The sequence below is a fragment of the Ruminococcus sp. genome (genome assembly GCF_016287535.1).
Classification (GTDB): Bacteria; Bacillota; Clostridia; order Oscillospirales; family Ruminococcaceae; genus Ruminococcus.
This window is the reverse complement of the sequence record NZ_JAEFAJ010000004.1, coordinates 26,033-43,464: the sequence shown is the minus strand read 5'-3', so window position 1 is coordinate 43,464 and position 17,432 is coordinate 26,033. Positions and strand designations below refer to the sequence as shown.

At 47.5% G+C, this 17,432-nt stretch carries 15 protein-coding genes; 2 read left to right on the top strand and 13 right to left on the bottom strand.

The window, feature by feature from the left end; all coding sequences use genetic code 11:
- Positions 1–59: 59 nt before the first annotated feature.
- Positions 60–2,912 (top strand): insulinase family protein, encoded by a 2,853-nt coding sequence (locus QZZ36_RS03220; RefSeq protein ID WP_295076643.1) that lies wholly within the window; start codon positions 60–62, stop codon positions 2,910–2,912.
- Between the two features lie 86 nt (positions 2,913–2,998).
- On the opposite strand, the gene QZZ36_RS03215 is transcribed toward QZZ36_RS03220, so the two are convergent.
- From QZZ36_RS03215 to QZZ36_RS03170, 10 genes are all read right to left on the bottom strand, one after another.
- Positions 2,999–4,072: a radical SAM protein gene (locus QZZ36_RS03215; protein ID WP_295076640.1), complete on the bottom strand. Its 1,074-nt coding sequence runs from the start codon at positions 4,070–4,072 to the stop codon at positions 2,999–3,001.
- Between the two features lies 1 nt (position 4,073).
- Positions 4,074–4,910 (bottom strand): dockerin type I repeat-containing protein, encoded by an 837-nt coding sequence (locus QZZ36_RS03210; protein WP_295076637.1) that lies wholly within the window; start codon positions 4,908–4,910, stop codon positions 4,074–4,076.
- A gap of 318 nt (positions 4,911–5,228) precedes the next feature.
- The gene (locus tag QZZ36_RS03205; protein WP_295076635.1) at positions 5,229–6,386 is read right to left on the bottom strand and encodes an FtsW/RodA/SpoVE family cell cycle protein; all 1,158 of its coding nucleotides are present in this window, start codon (positions 6,384–6,386) and stop codon (positions 5,229–5,231) included.
- A gap of 80 nt (positions 6,387–6,466) precedes the next feature.
- A complete protein-coding gene (locus tag QZZ36_RS03200) occupies positions 6,467–7,993 on the bottom strand; it encodes a YifB family Mg chelatase-like AAA ATPase (protein ID WP_295076632.1) in 1,527 nt (508 codons plus the stop codon).
- 11 nt (positions 7,994–8,004) lie between these two features.
- Positions 8,005–8,814 carry a hypothetical protein gene (locus QZZ36_RS03195; RefSeq protein WP_295076629.1) on the bottom strand — a complete coding sequence of 270 codons (810 nt, stop codon included), beginning with the start codon at positions 8,812–8,814 and terminating at the stop codon, positions 8,005–8,007.
- A 154-nt stretch (positions 8,815–8,968) separates the two neighbouring features.
- On the bottom strand, positions 8,969–9,499 hold the full coding sequence (locus tag QZZ36_RS03190) for a S1 RNA-binding domain-containing protein (protein ID WP_295076626.1): 531 nt from the start codon (positions 9,497–9,499) through the stop codon (positions 8,969–8,971).
- A 45-nt stretch (positions 9,500–9,544) separates the two neighbouring features.
- Complete coding sequence (locus tag QZZ36_RS03185; RefSeq protein WP_295076623.1) at positions 9,545–9,847, bottom strand: hypothetical protein; 303 nt, start codon at positions 9,845–9,847, stop codon at positions 9,545–9,547.
- Positions 9,837–10,385, bottom strand: a complete 549-nt coding sequence (yabQ, locus tag QZZ36_RS03180; protein WP_295076620.1) for a spore cortex biosynthesis protein YabQ — start codon at positions 10,383–10,385, stop codon at positions 9,837–9,839. Before yabQ ends, QZZ36_RS03185 begins: the two co-directional genes overlap by 11 nt.
- Positions 10,382–10,660, bottom strand: coding sequence for a sporulation protein YabP (gene yabP, locus QZZ36_RS03175; RefSeq protein WP_295076617.1), 279 nt, complete (start codon positions 10,658–10,660; stop codon positions 10,382–10,384). Before yabP ends, yabQ begins: the two co-directional genes overlap by 4 nt.
- 99 nt (positions 10,661–10,759) lie before the next feature.
- Entirely contained in the window at positions 10,760–11,956 is a 1,197-nt protein-coding gene (locus QZZ36_RS03170) for a hypothetical protein (protein WP_295076614.1), read from the bottom strand.
- A gap of 216 nt (positions 11,957–12,172) precedes the next feature.
- On the opposite strand from QZZ36_RS03170, the gene QZZ36_RS03165 reads away from it, so the two are divergent.
- Positions 12,173–13,267 carry a DUF3810 domain-containing protein gene (locus QZZ36_RS03165; RefSeq protein WP_295076611.1) on the top strand — a complete coding sequence of 365 codons (1,095 nt, stop codon included), beginning with the start codon at positions 12,173–12,175 and terminating at the stop codon, positions 13,265–13,267.
- 46 nt (positions 13,268–13,313) lie between these two features.
- Here QZZ36_RS03165 and QZZ36_RS03160 read toward each other — a convergent pair whose 3' ends face one another.
- The 3 genes from QZZ36_RS03160 to QZZ36_RS03150 are packed head-to-tail and all read right to left on the bottom strand — an operon-like array spanning position 13,314 to position 17,430.
- Positions 13,314–13,907, bottom strand: coding sequence for a hypothetical protein (locus QZZ36_RS03160; RefSeq protein ID WP_295076608.1), 594 nt, complete (start codon positions 13,905–13,907; stop codon positions 13,314–13,316).
- A 54-nt stretch (positions 13,908–13,961) separates the two neighbouring features.
- The gene (locus QZZ36_RS03155) at positions 13,962–15,668 is read right to left on the bottom strand and encodes an NAD(P)H-hydrate dehydratase (RefSeq protein ID WP_295076605.1); all 1,707 of its coding nucleotides are present in this window, start codon (positions 15,666–15,668) and stop codon (positions 13,962–13,964) included.
- A gap of 37 nt (positions 15,669–15,705) precedes the next feature.
- On the bottom strand, positions 15,706–17,430 hold the full coding sequence (locus tag QZZ36_RS03150) for a hypothetical protein (RefSeq protein WP_295076602.1): 1,725 nt from the start codon (positions 17,428–17,430) through the stop codon (positions 15,706–15,708).
- Positions 17,431–17,432 lie beyond the last annotated feature (2 nt).

Below are 17,432 nucleotides of genomic sequence, written 5' to 3'. Positions count from 1 at the left end.
TTGCATAAATGCGGTAAAAATGGTATAATCATAATATGAATATACTCAGGAGGTACTGTATGAATATAAACGATACTATACACGGCTTTAAGGTTGTACGCACCGCTCCTGCCCCTGACAGTGGTTCGCAGCTCATAGAGATGTGCCACGAAAAGACAGGAGCAAGACTGATATGGATGAAGAACGACGGTGAGAACAAGCTCTTCTCAATAGCTTTCAGGACTCCGCCCTCGGACGATACGGGAATATTCCACATACTTGAGCACTCCGTCCTCGGCGGCTCAAAGAAGTACCCCGTGAAGGAGCCTTTCCTTGAACTTATGAAGGGTACCATGAATACATTCCTCAACGCGATGACCTATCCCGACAAGACCGTATTCCCGGTTTCCAGCAGAAACGATACGGACTTCATGAACCTCACAAGGGTCTACCTCGACGCTGTGTTTGATCCTGCCATATACTACAACCCCAACATCTTCTATCAGGAGGGCTGGCACATAGAAATGCGCAGTGAATCTGATACTCCGGTATACAAGGGAGTAGTCTTCAACGAGATGAAGGGCGCTATGTCATCTGTATACAGCCGTATGGAATCAGAGATAATGAACGTGCTATACCCCGACAGCTGCTACCGCTTTGAATCCGGCGGACTTCCGGAAGCCATTACCAGCCTTACTTATGAGCAGTTCATAGAGGGTCACAGGACTTACTACCACCCCTCAAATTCATATATATACCTTGACGGTCCGGTGAATATAGACGCGGTGCTCGGACTTATCGACGGAGAGTACCTCAGCCGCTTCGGCAGACGTGAGGTAATGAGCGAGATACCTTTACAGAAACCGATAAAAGCTTCCGTCAGAAAGTCGTACTATGAGATATCCGCAGACGAGGAGGAAGCTGCGCATACATATTATGTCATCGGAAAGGTACTCGGCAGCTATCAGGAACGCGAAAGGATAACGGCAGCCGCCGTGCTCGGCGAAGCCCTTACAGGCTCAAACGACGCTCCCCTGAAACGTGCCGTCCTCGATACGGGACTCTGCCTCGACGTTTCACTTGAAGTAAGCGACGGCATATTCCAGCCATTCGGCTGTCTCTGTATAAACAATACCGACGAGGAGAACTGCAGCAGGCTGAAAGAGGCTGTCCGCGCCGCTGTTACGGAGCTCTGTGAGAAAGGTATCGACCGTAAGCTCCTTGCAGCTGCTATAGACCGCCATGAGTTCCGCTTCCGTGCAGGCGGAGAGCCGAGAGGTCTCACAAGGAATATTTCCGCCCTATCAGCATGGCTTTACGGTGGTGACCCCCTCTCCTACCTTGAACTCGGCGAGGTATATGATTCTCTCCGCAAAAAGGCTGACACAGGCTATTTTGAGGAGCTCCTCAAAGAATGGCTCCTTGATGAGAACAGCCGCGGCGAGCTGTACCTTCTCCCCTCACGGACCTACGGAGAGGAACAGAAAAAAGCCGAGGAAAAGCGCATAGCTGAGGTAATCGACCGTCTTGCCTGTGAGGAGCGCTCGGTCATCGTTGAACAGAACAGAAAGCTTGACGAGTGGCAGCAGTCCGTAGATACTCCCGATCAGCTCGCCACCATGCCTCATCTTGCTATTTCCGAGGTAAGCGACAAGCCGCTCCCGTTTGAGACTGTGACAGACAGCTGCGGAAATGTTACCATACTCCGCCACCCTGCCTCAGATAACGGCATAACAGCGCTTAATCTCTATTTCTCCCTTTCTGACCTCTCTGAAGATGAGCTGTCCGCCGCTGCAGCAGCGACAGAGCTTTACGGAGAGCTGCCCACAAAAAGAAGCTCAGCCGCTGAACTACAGCGCAGGATAACAGGTACTCTCGGCGAGATAATCTATTCCATAAAGGTATTCTCACCCAAAGGCGTTACCGACAGATGTACCCCATACTTCATGGTGAGCACACGCTTCCTTGACAGAAACACTACTGACGCACTTGAACTCATAGCTGAAATACTCACAGAGACAAGTTTTGATAACGATGATACCGTCCGCGAGCTCCTGATGCAGTCGGACGAGAATTTCAAGCAGTCAATTATCGCAAACGGTCATAGCTACTCAATGAGCCGCGTCCGCGCAGCGCTGTCGGCAGAAGCTGCCGTTTCCGAGCTTGTTTCGGGCTATGAGGCATACAAGCGCCTTCACGAAGCAGTAAAGGCTCCGGAAAAGCTGACAGAAACCATAAAGTCACTCAGCCGTATCTTCTGCACATCGCGTCTCTGCGCAAGCGTAACAAGCACAGGCAACGTCTCGATAGAGCCCCTTCTGAACGCTCTCCCCACCGGTGAAAAGCCGGCAAGCGAGGAAATGGGCTTCAAACTTGATATACCCGAAAAACAGGGTATCATAATACCCTCAGGCGTATCCTACTCGGCAATGGCTTTCCCTGACAATTCAGCTGACAAGGCTGTACGCAGCGTTCTCTTCCGTGCCCTCTCCCTCGAATACCTCTGGAACGAGGTAAGAGTAAAGGGCGGAGCTTACGGCACGGGCGCTTTCATGGACGCAAAGGGAGAGCAGACCTTCTATTCATACCGTGACCCCTCCCCTGCAGCTACTATAGATACATACCGCGGATCAGCAGACTTCATAAAGGGCTACTGCGACGGAGAGCCCGATATAACACAGTATATCATCAGCAGCATCGCCAAGGACGAACCCCTGATGTCAGACGGCAACAAGAGCCGTCAGGCTGACGGACTCTGGTTCAGAGGCATCACCTTTGAAGAAAGGGCAGCTGAAAGAAAGCGTATGCTCGGAGTTACCGCCAGCCAGCTCACAGAAGCAGCAGAGAAGCTCCGCAGCTTCGGAGGTATATGCGTAATGGGCAGCGAAGCCGCAATGGAAGGTCTCGGTCTTACAGCCGAGAGCCTGACCTGAACCGGTAATAATCAAAACAGCCATAAAGAAGTAAAAACTTCTTTATGGCTGTTGTTGTAATAATATTTTCTCAATGCTCCGTGCTATCAGAACAGTATGTCCTTGAAGCAGAGCTGAGGTTCGTTTTTGTCAAAATCCCAGCTGTGATATGAGTCTCCGTGACAGAACTCCTTCTGGTCGCACTTCTGACAGACAGCATTGTCATCAGAAAGGTCACGGCGGAATATCTGGAATTTATTCTTCCATACATCGCTGAATCTGTCCCGGAGGATATTTCCCTGTACGAACTCCGGACGGCGTTCGATATCAAGACAGGCAACGATATCACCGTTAGTGCTTATACTTGCAGTGTACAGACCTGCCGTGCAGAGATAATACCAGTCGCGCACCTCGCGCTCGTACTCCATGCCGAGGTAATGGCTGCAGCCGTAAGCTACTGGCTCTCCTGCTATACGCTTGTTCCTGATGAACTCAAAAAGCGTTCTGTAATCGTCGTCCGTAAGAAGAAGCTCCGGGAAGTCCTTTGCGCGTCCCATAGGCTCCATATTAACGACTCTCCATGAGTCGATATCCATTTCGTTGAATATTCTGAAAAGCTCGTCAAGCTCGCTGATACTCTTATGAGTAACTACTGTCGTGACCTGAACGTGCTCAAATCCGCCCTCGCGCAGCAGACACTCGATACCGTTCATTGCTTTTTTATAACCGCCGGGAGTTCTTCTGAAAGCGTCATGTGTATCTTCAAGACCGTCGATACTTATGGAAACAGTCTTCATTCCCACTCTTTTCAGCTCACGTGCGATATTGTCATCGATAAGTGTACCGTTTGTGGTCATGCCCCACTGAAAGCCCAGTTCATTTGCAGCTCCGAGGATATCGAAGAAGTCCTTTCTGAGAAGCGGCTCTCCTCCGGTTATGTCCAGCATTTTTCCCTCTACTGACATATCCTCTTTCAGTTGTGTGAGGAACTGACGATACTGCTCAACTGTCAGTTCGTCCGAAGGAACATCACCGCATTTGCTTCCGCAGTGAAGACATCTCTCGTTGCAGCGAAGAGTAAGCTCAAGGAACAGGTTGCGCAGCTGAGGTTTTTTCATAAGAGCCTTGCGATAGTCTCTCATCTGTTCAAGATGAGCGCGTTTCATGTTGACATCGAGCATATCAGTCTTCCTCTTCCTCGCGCTCTGATTCATCAAGTATTGCGCCGGCGTCCTCGATATCCCTCACAGCCTGCTCTACAGCTTCCTTTGATATCTCGATAGAAGGCTTTATACCGTAAAGTGATATAACAACATCGCCTCTCGGATCATATGTAGTAGTTTCAGTTGTGAATATCGGGTCATCCTTCAGCTTTGCGGTAGTCTTTGTGGTCTTGATACTGCTGTTGTCAAACTCACGGAAGTCCTTGATAGCTCCGAGAAGGAATCTCTGGAGAAGAACAAGGTCTGAAACATCGATCTTGCCGTCGGAATTGATATCGCTGAGGAGCTTCGCCCTCTTGTCCTTGTATTCGCCGAAGAGTATGGCTCTTCTGAGAGCTATAGCGTCAAATGTATCAACGATCTCATCGCCGTTCACATCGCCCTTCATCTTGGTATCAACATTCTCACCATCGTCAGGGTCGCTTACTGTAGTAGTCGTTGTGGAGCCGAATACCCATGGCGGACCGTAAAGAGTCTGAGTAGTCGTTGCAGTCAGATAGTCAAGATCCGATGTTGTAGGCGTTGTAGTCGTACCGAACATCCACGGAGCGCCGTAAAGAGTCTGTGTTGTCTTGTTGGTAAGATTTGTCAGTGTGGTCGTGGTAATAGGATTCTTCTGCTCCTTTTCATATCCCTTTTCCAGATCCCATTCGCTGTCTGACAGAGTGATCGTCTCAACAGGGTCTACCTTCGGGCGGTTCATTCCTTCATTCTCTGCACAGCCGGCGGGAAGTGACGACAGATTTGCCGCTGCAAACATAGCCGCAGTCATAACAGTATAGATGGTTTTTTTCATTTTTTACCTCTCCTCTCATAATTTAACAGTGCTTTTTTTACGCCATAGTATTTATATTTCCGTGAAAACGGACCTTCTGTTTCCCATACAGAGCTCCGCTTCTCGTAGTTAATTATATTTTACTCCATATATAGTGATTTGTCAACTATAAACGTCAAAAAAGGCAGATTAAAACTATAAAAAATGCTCCGGTATGTGTGATATTCATACAGAAGTTTTTATAACTATTATTGAGGGAGACCCTTTTGAAAAAGGGGTCTCCCCGATTAATAACTATAAAACGCTTTATGAGAAACGCACATATGACAGGAGCATTTTTTAATCATCATTTTCTTCATCATAGAATACATTATAGTTGACTGCGCGGTGACTGTAGGTGCTCAAAACAAGACCTATCATAGCGTACATACTGAGCAGAGCGGTACCTCCCGCGCTGAGGAACGGCAAAGGTACTCCGATAACCGGAGCCACCTTGAGGACCATACCTATGTTCATGATACAGTGAGTGAAGACCAGTCCGAAAGCGCCCATGCATATGAACTTTCCGAGGTGGTCTCGGCAGATACGGCTGTCTCCGAATATTTTAAGACATATATACGTCAGGACTATGATTATTCCCAGAGTGCCGATAAATCCGAATACCTGTCCTGCATATGTGAATATGAAGTCATTGTGTATCTCCGGCACGGTTATATAGTCGTCGGGCTTGCCGAAAAGACCTTTTCCGAAAACTCCGCCGGATTTCAGGGCTGCAAGTCCGAGATCCTGCTGATATTCGATATACTCCGGGTCTGTTCCGGGGTGGAAAAGAATAAGGATACGCTTTTTATGGAACTCGCTCAGCGCAAAGAACCACATACCGATAACTCCCGCCGCAACGACAAACGGCGCAGCAACGAGGTATTTCCAGGATATCTTTGCAGAACATATCATGAAGGCGAATATTCCCGCAAAGACTATGGCAGTTCCGTAATCTCCCTGCAGTCCGACGATTCCCAGCGGTATCATTCCGTGTATAATAATAAGCAGCATATGCAGCGGTTTGTTCATTTCCTCCTCGTCACGGGAAAGGTGATAAGCAAAGGTAAGTATGAACACCAGCTTCAGCACCTCCGAGGGCTGGAACTGTATAAAGCCGAGGTTGAGCCATGCCTGGTCGTCAGCGCCCTCACGCCTGTAACCGAGTCCGGTAAATGTAAGAGCGGTAAGACCGAGAGCCAATGGTACGAATATTACCCAAAGCTTTACAAGCTTCCGGTAGTCTATGAAGGATATAATCACAGCCGCGACAATACCTGCTACCATGGAAAACGCCTGTGTTTTCCAGTAGCTCGGACCAACTGTATCAAGTACCTTGTTATAGGTTATGGAATATATCAGCAGAGTGCTTATCGCAGCACAAAGCGTAACAGCAAAGATCAGTCCCGCGTCGATGCTGTGCTTGCCCGAAGGCAGTTTTTTGAATGCAGATTTCATTGTATCTCCTTAGTTCCTTTATATATCTTATCTTTGCAAATTGCAGCAGAGCGGATAATTAACTCTTCACTCTCAGCTATTTATTCGTTCCAGTACTTGCGGTCAAGGCTCCTGTACTGTGCAGCCGCCGCAACGTGAGCTTTCTGTATCACCTCAGAGCCGTTTATATCCGCGATAGTCCTTGCGACCTTGAGTATGCGGTCATAAGCTCTCGCGCTGAGTCCGAGCCTGTCAAAAACGCTCTTCATAAGAGCTTCGGCAGCGTCGTCCATAGGACAGAATTCCTGAAGCTTGTCCGGAGTTATAAGCGCGTTGCAGGCTATACCTGTACCTTTGAAGCGCTCCTCCTGTATCGCCCTTGCCGCTGTGACACGCTTTCTTATTTCAGCGGAGCTCTCCTCATTTGCCTTTGAAGAGAGATCACCGAACTCCACCGGGGCCACTTCTATATGCAGGTCGAAGCGGTCGAGCAAAGGTCCTGATATCTTTGAAAGGTAGCCTGTGACCTTGTTTTTCGGGCATATGCACTTTCTTTTCGGATGTCCGTAATATCCGCAGGGACATGGATTCATAGCGCCTATCAGCATTATCGTGCAGGGATAGGTAACAGTTCCGGATGCACGGGCGATAGTCACCTTCCTGTCCTCCAGCGGCTGACGGAGTATCTCAAGGGTCTTGCGGTCAAACTCCGCAAGCTCGTCCAAAAAGAGGAGACCGTTATGAGCAAGTGATACCTCTCCGGGATGAGGTACAGTGCCTCCGCCGGCAAGTCCCGCTGAGGAGATCGTATGATGAGGCGAACGGAACGGTCTTTTGGTTATTATGGGCATTTCCGGAGTAAGTAATCCGGAAATGGAATGGATTTTTGTAGTTTCGAGGGCTTCCTCGAAGGTAAGTGGCGGAAGTATGGAAGGCATACGCTTTGCGAGCATACTTTTTCCGCTTCCCGGCGAGCCTATGAGCAGGGCGTTATGTCCGCCTGCCGCAGCGATCTCCAGAGCCTTCTTCGCTGACTGCTGTCCTCTTACATCTGAAAAATCAAGAGTCTCATTATAAGCAGCCGCCGGCGGAACATAGTGTTCGCAGGGGGCAAGTGCTTCTTCATTCCTGAAATGACGGATCAGCTCCTCGGCATTTTTGACCGAATATATATCCACTCCGTCGATAACAGAAGCTTCCTTTGCGTTGTCAGCCGGTACAAAGACAGACTTTATACCTGTCTCACGGGCGAGCATGACCATAGGCAGGACACCGTTTATGCGTCTTATGTCTCCGTTGAGAGATATCTCGCCTATGAAGGCACAGCCGTCAAGAACATCGTCTATCATTCTCATGCCGCGGAGAATAGCCATAAATATTGCCATATCATGCACCGAACCGCTCTTTTTGGTATCGGCAGGCGCAAGGTTTATCATCACGGAAGCAACAGGGAAACTTATGCTGCATGAACGAAGAGCAGCCCGTATTCGCTCGCGGCTCTCCTTCACAACAGTATCGGGCAGTCCGACCACCTCAAACTGAGGATTGCCGCGGCTGATGTCTATCTCAACGTCAACAGGAAATGCGTTCAGTCCGAAAAGTCCGAGACTTGATACCTTTGCAAACATATTTTATCCCCCTATCTGAATTTCATATTACTGTCCGAGATCTTCTCAGCTTTTCCTGATCTTGACCTGAATCTGTCGGCATGAGAAGTGTCATGTACGCTTCCGCGCACCGTGATCTCCGGCATATCGCCTATACCCGCTGAAAGATCCTGCTCCTTGGATGCAGACTGCACATACTGGTTGTTATATTCGGGAACTTTCGGGATTTCCTCCGCAGCAGGTACAGAATTATCAGCCCCGCTGCCGGAATGAGCCCTCTGCTGTCTTGAAGAATACCATTCCTCGAACTTTTTCTGCTCATCCTTTTTCTCGTCATACTCTGTAAGTATGAGGCTGAACTGCGGGAAGCCCTCAGTCTCTCTGATCTGCTTGTAATCAAAATAGTCGGCGTAAGCGTTATATCCGAAAGCTACTCCCATACCGCCTATTATAAAAGTAAAAATATCCAATGCAGTATATCTGTGAGCAATGCAGCTTATAAACATAGTACCGTATATAATCAGCAGGACAAGGTGCAGTATCTTGCGCCTTCCGCATCCAAAAAAAGCCATGATCGCAAGACTGAGGCTTATGAGTGACTGAAGGAAGCACAAGCCCACGGAAAGGGATCCGGAACTGTCGCTTATAAGCAGAGGTATCCAGCCTACAACCTGGATAGGATTTCCTAACATTGAAAGAACAGCCAGCAGGAAGCTTGCTACAATTGTATACATCATCAGCCTGAAACCGTTTTTCTCTATCGCCTCAAGCCTTCCCCTGCACGCAGGATAATGCGCATGATCCGGCTTTTCCTCAAGAACAGGATTCTTTATACCAAACATATCTTATCTCCATTGAAAAAATAATGCGTAACAGCGCCCTATATCCATACAGCGCCTAAAAAATTACTATACAGTATTAGTATACCACTTTTTGCCTGTAATGTAAATAGTGTGTCAAGCATAAAAAAGAGCCGTCGCACAGACGGCTCCAGACTTATTTTCTTCTTGTACCGTTTTTTCTGTCAGTGCTGCGCTTCAGGTCGCACATACGCTCCTCACTGGTCTGCTTGAAGCGTGACATCATATCCTCAAAGGTCATTTCTGACGGAGGAACGGTCTTTTTAGGCTCCCATACAACAGGCTTGCTGCGCTGACCGCGGTCGCCGTTTCTTTCACCCTTATCGTAAGGACGCTCACCCTTATCGCCCTTGTCGAAGCTCTTTTCGCCGTTTCTCTCAAACTTGCCCTGGCCCTTGTCAAAGCGCTTCTGACGAGGCTGTGAGTCGCCGTTTTCTGACGCTTTCTTGATAGAAAGGCTGACCTTGCCTGCTTCATTGATTCCTATGACCTTGACCTTGACATCCTGCTCTTCTGAAAGATGCTCACGGATATCACTGACATATGTATTTGCGATCTCGGAAATATGTACCATTCCCGTACCGCCCCCGTCGATATCGACGAAAGCGCCGTACTGTGTTATACTCTTGACCTTGCCATTATAGATCTTTCCAATTTCCAGCTGCATACTTATTTATAACTCCTTTTTTTAGACCTGTCTCCGCAGATCCGATTAATCCCTGGTAGTGTCGTAGAACCTGCGCTCGTCAGGATAGGCATAGTTTCTGTCCTCAAGGGCGACCTTTTCCATATAGGCATGGAGATCATCACTGTCGAGAACGCGCTGCAGCTCGGCATTTTCAGTCTCATAAGCATTTATCTTGGTCTGTATAAGCTTCATCTGCTCTTCTTTTTCGCTGCAGTCCTTCTGTGTGGACGCAATAAGAACGCCGCAGCCGATCACAGCCGCAACTGCTGCGAGCTTAACGAGTCCGCTGTTGAACAGACCTTTTTTATTCTGTTTCTCATGTTTCATTTTTTTCGACAACGTTATTCACGTTCTTTCTCTTTTTATTTTCCATTTTATTATACAACAGGAACTGCCTGTTTAGCAATACTATTTTTATTTTTTTAAATGGTTTAACGATAATTTGGAGATTTCTAACAAATTTAACTGTTGCTTTTTTACACAAAGGTGCAAAAAAAGTTCTGAACGGTCGTGAAATAAGCTTGAAAACAGCCCCTGCAGCGTTAAAAAGCTTCCTCAGAGTCTTCATAACGACGCTTCCCACTGTACACTGATACACGGCGAAGCCAAGTATATTTCCTATAACGAAATACAGCCGCATCTCCCCTCTTGCCGCCGCTGATGAAAAGCCCGCGAGAGCCACGCCGTAAAGTCCGAAAAAAAGAATATCCTCAGCAGCCGCAAGTATATCATTATGGCGCAGTATAAGCCTGAAAACCCGCAAAACATCGAAAGCAGCTCCCATAACAGCACCGCCAATGCATGAAAGTCCGAACAGTCTGACTTCCTCGCTCAGTGTGAAATATGTATCGGGAACTATCATCATCTGAACAGCCTTCCAAGTGCGGATATCGGTCCTTTTTTATCCTTGTCGCCGTATATCAGCGCCCATATGTCGCCGGTTATGGTCATATCACCCGTTTCAACGCTCATTGCGTCGATATGCAGCTCTCTTCCCTGCACTGTCAGCTCACCTAGCTGTGTATAGAGGCTTATCTCCCTCTCGTCAAAGCTGTCAACGTCGGTTATTCCCGAAATGCTCAGGCTTTTTCGGTTTTCAAGTATTATATTGTGATTCTGTTTTACAGTCTTGTCCTGCATGGTCTTACCTCCGGTATTTGATACTTCAATTCTATTCGGAGATCCGGCTGAATATGCAGAAAGCTCCCTGCTGTAACAACAGGGAGCTTATGTACTTTATCAGAATATTCCCGCACAGATGTCGTAGAGCTCATCAAAGGACTGTTGAACGACGCTTTCATCGTTCTCGGCAGAAAAACCGGGTTTAAGTATGCATTTTGGAGGACACGTGCCTATCTGCTTCTTTCCCTTTTCAGCGACAACTGTATAGATAACACTGCCGCCTTTTACAACTATCAGCCAGTCAAGGTCAATATTCTTACTGTAATATCTATCCAGCTTTTTGATAAAATCCTCAACATCAAAATCTGCCGGAACATTTACGTTCCTTCCCTTGTCAGAGCATATCATCATCGGTTCGGACGGAACGCCGCTGTTCTCCTCATCGATCTCAACAAGAGCAGTATTTGCCGCATTCATAAGAGAGCTTGCATTGTTGTTTGCGGAAGCCTGCTTTGACTTTCTGCTGTAAGCCATCATAGCGTTATCTATGATCCAGTCCCCGCCGTTTATGCGGTAAACGCAGAACTCCTGCTCCCGGACCTTATCTTCGCCGTCATAGCTGTACTCGACTGTAATATACTTTGCGTCATCAACTTCGACCGAATCCTTAAAATCCGCAGGATCAGTGTCTTTGAAAGCCTCTTCCAGTTCACTGATGTCCACATTTTCCACACCGCCGTGTTCATTGATATAATCAGCAAGCACCGTATATGCGGAACAAGCTTCTTTCAGAATGTCAATATCGTCGTCGTCAAAATCTTCCGCACTTACAACTTTATGATACTTGATCTTTTGTTTTTCACTCTGAAGGCTCTTCGCGTATTCCTCAAGCATTTCATCAACATCGGCCTTTTCTCCGGTCATCTGTGCCTGAGACAACAAAGTAAGCTTGACAACATCTATACCGCTCTCCGGCATACTGAGCTCCATGACCTTCGTATAATCGCCGCTGTTCAGCGCGTCGAAGTATGTGTCCAGAGCCTCCTCATAAGAACCTACATTTTTGTTTTCTTCCTTTTTGTTCTTATCCTTGTCTTTTTCTTCCTTTTTATTCTCTTTTTCCTTTTTGGACTTCTTATCTTCCTTTGTTTCCTTTTCGCTGCCTGACTCCTTGGTATTTGTTACGTCATTTTCCGCTGTAGCTTCAACAGCATTTCCGCTCGTATCATCTTTTTTGCCGCCGGTCTTTCCGCAGCCTGTAAAAGTACCTAATAAAGCTGTCAGTGCTATAATGCCTGCAAGTATTCTTTTCATAATTATCCTCCTTATCGGGTCATGCCCATTTCAGTTATTCAAACTATATCATACTTGCGGCAAAATGTCAATTAAAAAGCGATTACATTCATGTTAATTTTCTTCTCGCGCTTTTGTAAAAATCTTCCTTTTCCCTGCGGATATTGATTTATCACGTGTTTTATGCTATAATGAATTCAAAGCATTCATTATAGCATAAAACGGAGGGCAGCTTTTATGAAAAAAAGATACAGTATACCGCTCGGTATTATTGTTTTTATGATACTTCTCAACGTACTTGCTCGCTTCTGCAGACCGTTCGCAGACTTTTACGTTACTCACATTTTCCGGTACATATCAAACGCTGTTTCCTTCGTTACAGGTCTTCTGCCATTCTCTCTCGGTGAAATGCTGACTGTTGCGGCAGTCGCACTTGTTATACTCGGCGTACCGCTTTTCCTGCTCCTTCTTATATTCAGGAAGGGCAGGCGCCGCAGCACCGCTGCTTTCGCCGGTACCCTCACTCTGTGGATACTCTGCTACATAGTCACTACCGAGACCATGAACTGCTTTATAATGTATCAGTGTACTCCTTTTGCGGAAAAGTATTTCCCGGACGCACATGAGCATACAGACGAAGAACTCACGGAGCTTTACGGTATGCTGATAGACAAATGCAATGAGCTTTCAGAAAAGGTCCCCCGTGATGAACACAACAGATTTGAACTCACCTGCGACTTCCTTAGCGAGTCAAAAAAAGCGATGAAGCGGGCAGGAGAGGTCTATCCCCAGCTTGACGGTTATTACCCCAGCGCCAAGCCCATACAGTTCTCCTACTTCATGAGTCAGACAGATACCACAGGCATATACCTTCCCTATACCATCGAAGCCAACTATAACGATGATATGGTCAGGGCGCTCCTGCCGTCCACCGTCTGCCATGAGCTTTCGCACCTTAAAGGCTTTATACAGGAGGACGAAGCCAATTTCCTCTCTTTTATAGCCACCACCGGCAGCGACAATATCGAGTTCCAGTACTCAGGCTATCTGGACGCACTTGAATACGTCGATATCGCAGTCTGGAACAACGGTATAGAATCGGCTATGACTCTTTCCGGCGGTATATCTGATGAAGTCCGCAATGACTGGTTCAGGTTCCTGCCCGAAAACTACTGGGAAGAGAACGCCGGAAAGGAGATAATCCCCACCGAGGCAGTCAGCGAAGCATCAACAGCTTTCATAGATACCAATATCAAAATGAACGGACGTGAGGAAGGCATAAGGACCTACTCACTGGTGGTAAAGCTGCTTCTCGATTACTATTTTCAGTAAAAAACAACGGACAGCCGGAGAAATGCTCTCTCCGCTGTCCGTTTTGTTATTGTATAGACGAAGCTGTCTCTGTAACGGCTTCTGTTGTCTGGAGCGTCGTTCCCTGCTCCGCAGATATTTCAGCTGCCTTCATCTCCGTAAACCGCATGGTAAGCTTGTGGTTTGGCATTCTGAAACCGCTGAGGAGTCCGTTTTCATCGACATCAAGGATATAATCGCCGCCATCAAGGCTACCCTTCACTCTGAAAACGCCGTCGCTCTCCTCTCCTGTAAGTTCAGCTGCTCCCGCATTGTCATCAACAGCCTTTATAAGATTCAGCATCATTGCCTTTGCAGGTATCGCCGACTGGGGTACAGAAAAACTCAGACCTTTATATGAGGCTATCACATTTCCCTCGCTGAATTCAAGCTTAACGCCGCTAAGTGTATTCGGCTCCGAGAACTCTATCTCCCATACTCCCTCGCCGAAGCGCTTTATTATACCGCTCGCTTCAAGACGGTCTATTGTCATGGTCACTTCTGACGAAAATGCGCAGCCAAGACTGTTCCTGTGCGCTGAACCGCTGCTCCCCGGCACGGAACAAGCCGTCAGGAATACAACAGTAACAACCGAAAGTACGAATGTAAAAATCCTTTTCATAATACCAGCTCCAATCAAAGTATCGAAAATCCATTTTCACATCCGGCCGCCGTGTCAGACAGTCATATTATTCTTCTTTTCCCTTAGTATTCCGAATGCCTCAGGCAGATTGCCGATGATATCCCTCGGCAGCATAGCCTCCATGCCCAGCTTCTGTGCAGCAGCGTCGCCTGCAAGTCCGTGCATATACACGCCTGCGCAGGCTCCGTCAAATATTCCGCAGCCCTGAGCGACAGCAGCTCCTATCATTCCGGCAAGGACATCACCGCTTCCGCCGACGCTCATGCCGGCATTGCCGGTATGGTTCGCAGCGGTAGAATGACTGTCGGCAACTACAGTTCCCGCACCCTTGAGCACAACGGTTATACCGAACTGCTCTGCGTACTTTTCCGCCGCAACGAGCCTGTTCTCGGCTATCATGTCAATACCGCAGCTGAGCAGACGCGCCATTTCACCCATGTGGGGAGTTATTATCACATCAGTCTGCTTCTTCATTAGAATATTTATGTCCTTTGCAATGCAGTTTATTCCATCTGCGTCAATAATCACAGGACATTTTGCAGTCTGCGTTATATATTTCATAAGCTCTATGGTATCTGTGGTAACTCCCATGCCGCAGCCCGCAACTACCGCGTCTGCATTCTTCATAGCCTCCGCAAGGGCTTCCTTGCTGCTGTCATAGAGCATGAATCCGCGGTCATCGCAGTCAAGCTCGATAAATGTTGCTTCGGGAGCAAGCACGGAAACAGTATCTATGCATTTCTCAACAGAAGCCAGCCTTACAAGTCCTGCTCCGCTTCGCAGAGCTCCAAGCGTCGCAAATGCGGCTGCTCCGCGCATGGAAGAGCTTCCCGCCACAACGAGCACCGTTCCGAAACAGCCCTTATGAGCGTCCCTTTCTCGCTTGGGAGGATAGGACGCAAGGAAATTTCTCTCTATGCGTATATACTTTCTTTCACCGTCGAGTATATCCAGCGCACTCTTGGGGATACCTATATCTGCTATCGTTACCTTTCCGCAGAACTTTTTCAGCGGGAACTGCGACATTCCCGACTTTATAAAGCCGAAAGTGACAGTTTCATCCGCCTTGAATATGCCTGCGGAGGCGGTACCTGTCGCGCTGTTTCCGCCGCTGGGAACATCTACCGCAATGCGGTACGCACCGGAGCCGATACTGAAAATGCCCATTATATCCTTGTCAAGCTGTCCGTGGAAGCCTGTTCCGAAAACTCCGTCCACCAGCACCTGAGCGCCTATGATAGCTCCTTTTATAAGTCCCATTCTCCGCTTCTCGGAAAAGAGTATATCATCAAGAGGATTCCTCTCGTGTTTATCTCCGGAGTTATCCGCATTTCTGGGCTGTATGGTCATATAATCCAGTTCCGCAGCCTCTATGGCAGCTTCTACATTTCCGCTCCTGAAGCCTTCGATAAAGCTCATGCGCTCCCTCGGCAGCCTGCTCAGCATCTCCTGAGCAAGAACGGTCCTCGGAAGGCCGCCTATATGGATAACAGTTATCCTGTAGCCCTTGTAAACAAGTATATCAGCTGCAGCAAAACAGTCACCGCCGTTGTTGCCGGTACCCGCAAGGAATACGACCGAGCATTCCTCCGGCGGCAGCTTGGCTTCATTGCGGCAATAGCCGTCGATAAGCTCTGCCAGCTTTCGGCCTGCATTTTCCATGAGCTGTCTTTTGGTAACTCCTATCCTTTCAGAGCGTTCCTCGATCCTGCTCATCTGCTTTGGTGTAACGATCTGCATATATATGACCTCCCCTTATATTAATATCAGTTTCAGATTAATAATGATTGTCTGTCTGGTCATCTATCCATTTGAACTGCGGATAATCGTCCAGAAGGTCCTCACGTATATATAACCTCTCATAAACCGGCGATGAATCAAGCTTATACAGCAAACTATATTCAACGACCTGTATCGGAAGATATCTTACTCCTTTGAGTTCTTCCTCACTGTATACCTCGTCAAGCGGACAATAGCCTATTATAAAGTCAGGCAGTCCCTTTTTGCGCCATTTTGCAAATACCTCTTCAGGATCTTCTTTGTATTTGTAGTGCATATACAGATCATCGGGACAGTCCACGTTGAAGTTCATAAAGATGTTTTTGTCAAAATACGGCTGAAGGATAGCTGCTGTACCAATGAGGTGGGTCCGGTTTTCACGGATCACGTCATGAGGAGAAGGCATTTCCATAAAATTGAACATATATTTATCGAAAGCCTCTTCAGAGCCTTTCTCAAGATTATCATACAATACGGTCCACCTGATTAAGATCTTTTTATCTTCAAGATGGTTTTCTTTTATTGTGTCCGCCAGAGGCTGAGGACTGCAGTTTCCCTTTATATCACCGACTGAAGCTCCGATGCTGTAGAATATCGGTGCGATGCATATCAGCCCTGCTGCTCCGTAAACCAGCTTCCTGACAAGCGGCGTCCTCAGTTTCTCATTCATCTTCTTCATGAAGTCGGGTATCACGATACCGCCTTCCTGCTCCGCCATTATCCAGAAAATGAAAACGTGTACCAGAGCGCCTATACCGAAATGATGTGCAGACGAATACTTGAACGACATAAAACCGCACATAAGGGCGTAGGGCACAAAGAACACAAAGAATTTCCTGTTTTTTAAAGCTACAGCCGATATACCGAACCACATAACAGCTCCGCATATTGCTTCAAATACTATCAGAACAGGCATATCCTTGAAGCCGTTCAGTCCCACCATCACGCCGCTCCAGCTTTCAAAAGGCATTGCTGCAAAATTGCACCATGACCTTAGTAAAAGAAGTCTATCCTTTAACGAAAGGCCGCTGTCAACACCGCTGTAATAGCAATCCTCAGCGGGTATCATCATCAGAATAAGCGCTACCGCGACGGCAAGAATGAAGCAAAGCGGATAGAAGCGCTTATCCTTCCAGAAATAACGCAGCCTTTTGCTGCGCAGCAATTCAGCAATTATCTCACACGTCCATACTATGCATAGTCCGCCTGATATCATGATACCGAAAGCAGTTGTAAGACAAATGAACACAAGGGATAAAATATATCTCCACGGATGAGCATTACGGTCACGGAATGTTATCGCCGCAAGAAATACGGCAAGCATCGTCATGGAATATGGCCGGCAGTAAACTCCGTAATGATAAAAGAAAAAATACGTGAACGGCAGCAGGTATCTTACCGGCTTAGGGAATGGCGACCTGAATATCAGCAGCGCCATAGCAGCAGTACAGAATACAAGGTTCACCGACTTCAGCGACAGCTCAAAGGGGGCGCCGCTTTTGGCAAATACAGACAGGACAAGGTGCCAGAGCGGAGGATGTCCCTCATAGTGAGGGATATACGTAAAAATTTCCTTGTATGAAGCACATCTCGCTATCAGCCATGCCTGAGTCTCATCGAACCACGGCTCATGAAAAAAGTCAATAAATGCTATTAACGCAGCATACAGCAAAAGAACTGCTAATCCTGTGCCGATGTTCTTATTGTCTTTTCGTGCGTCCATAC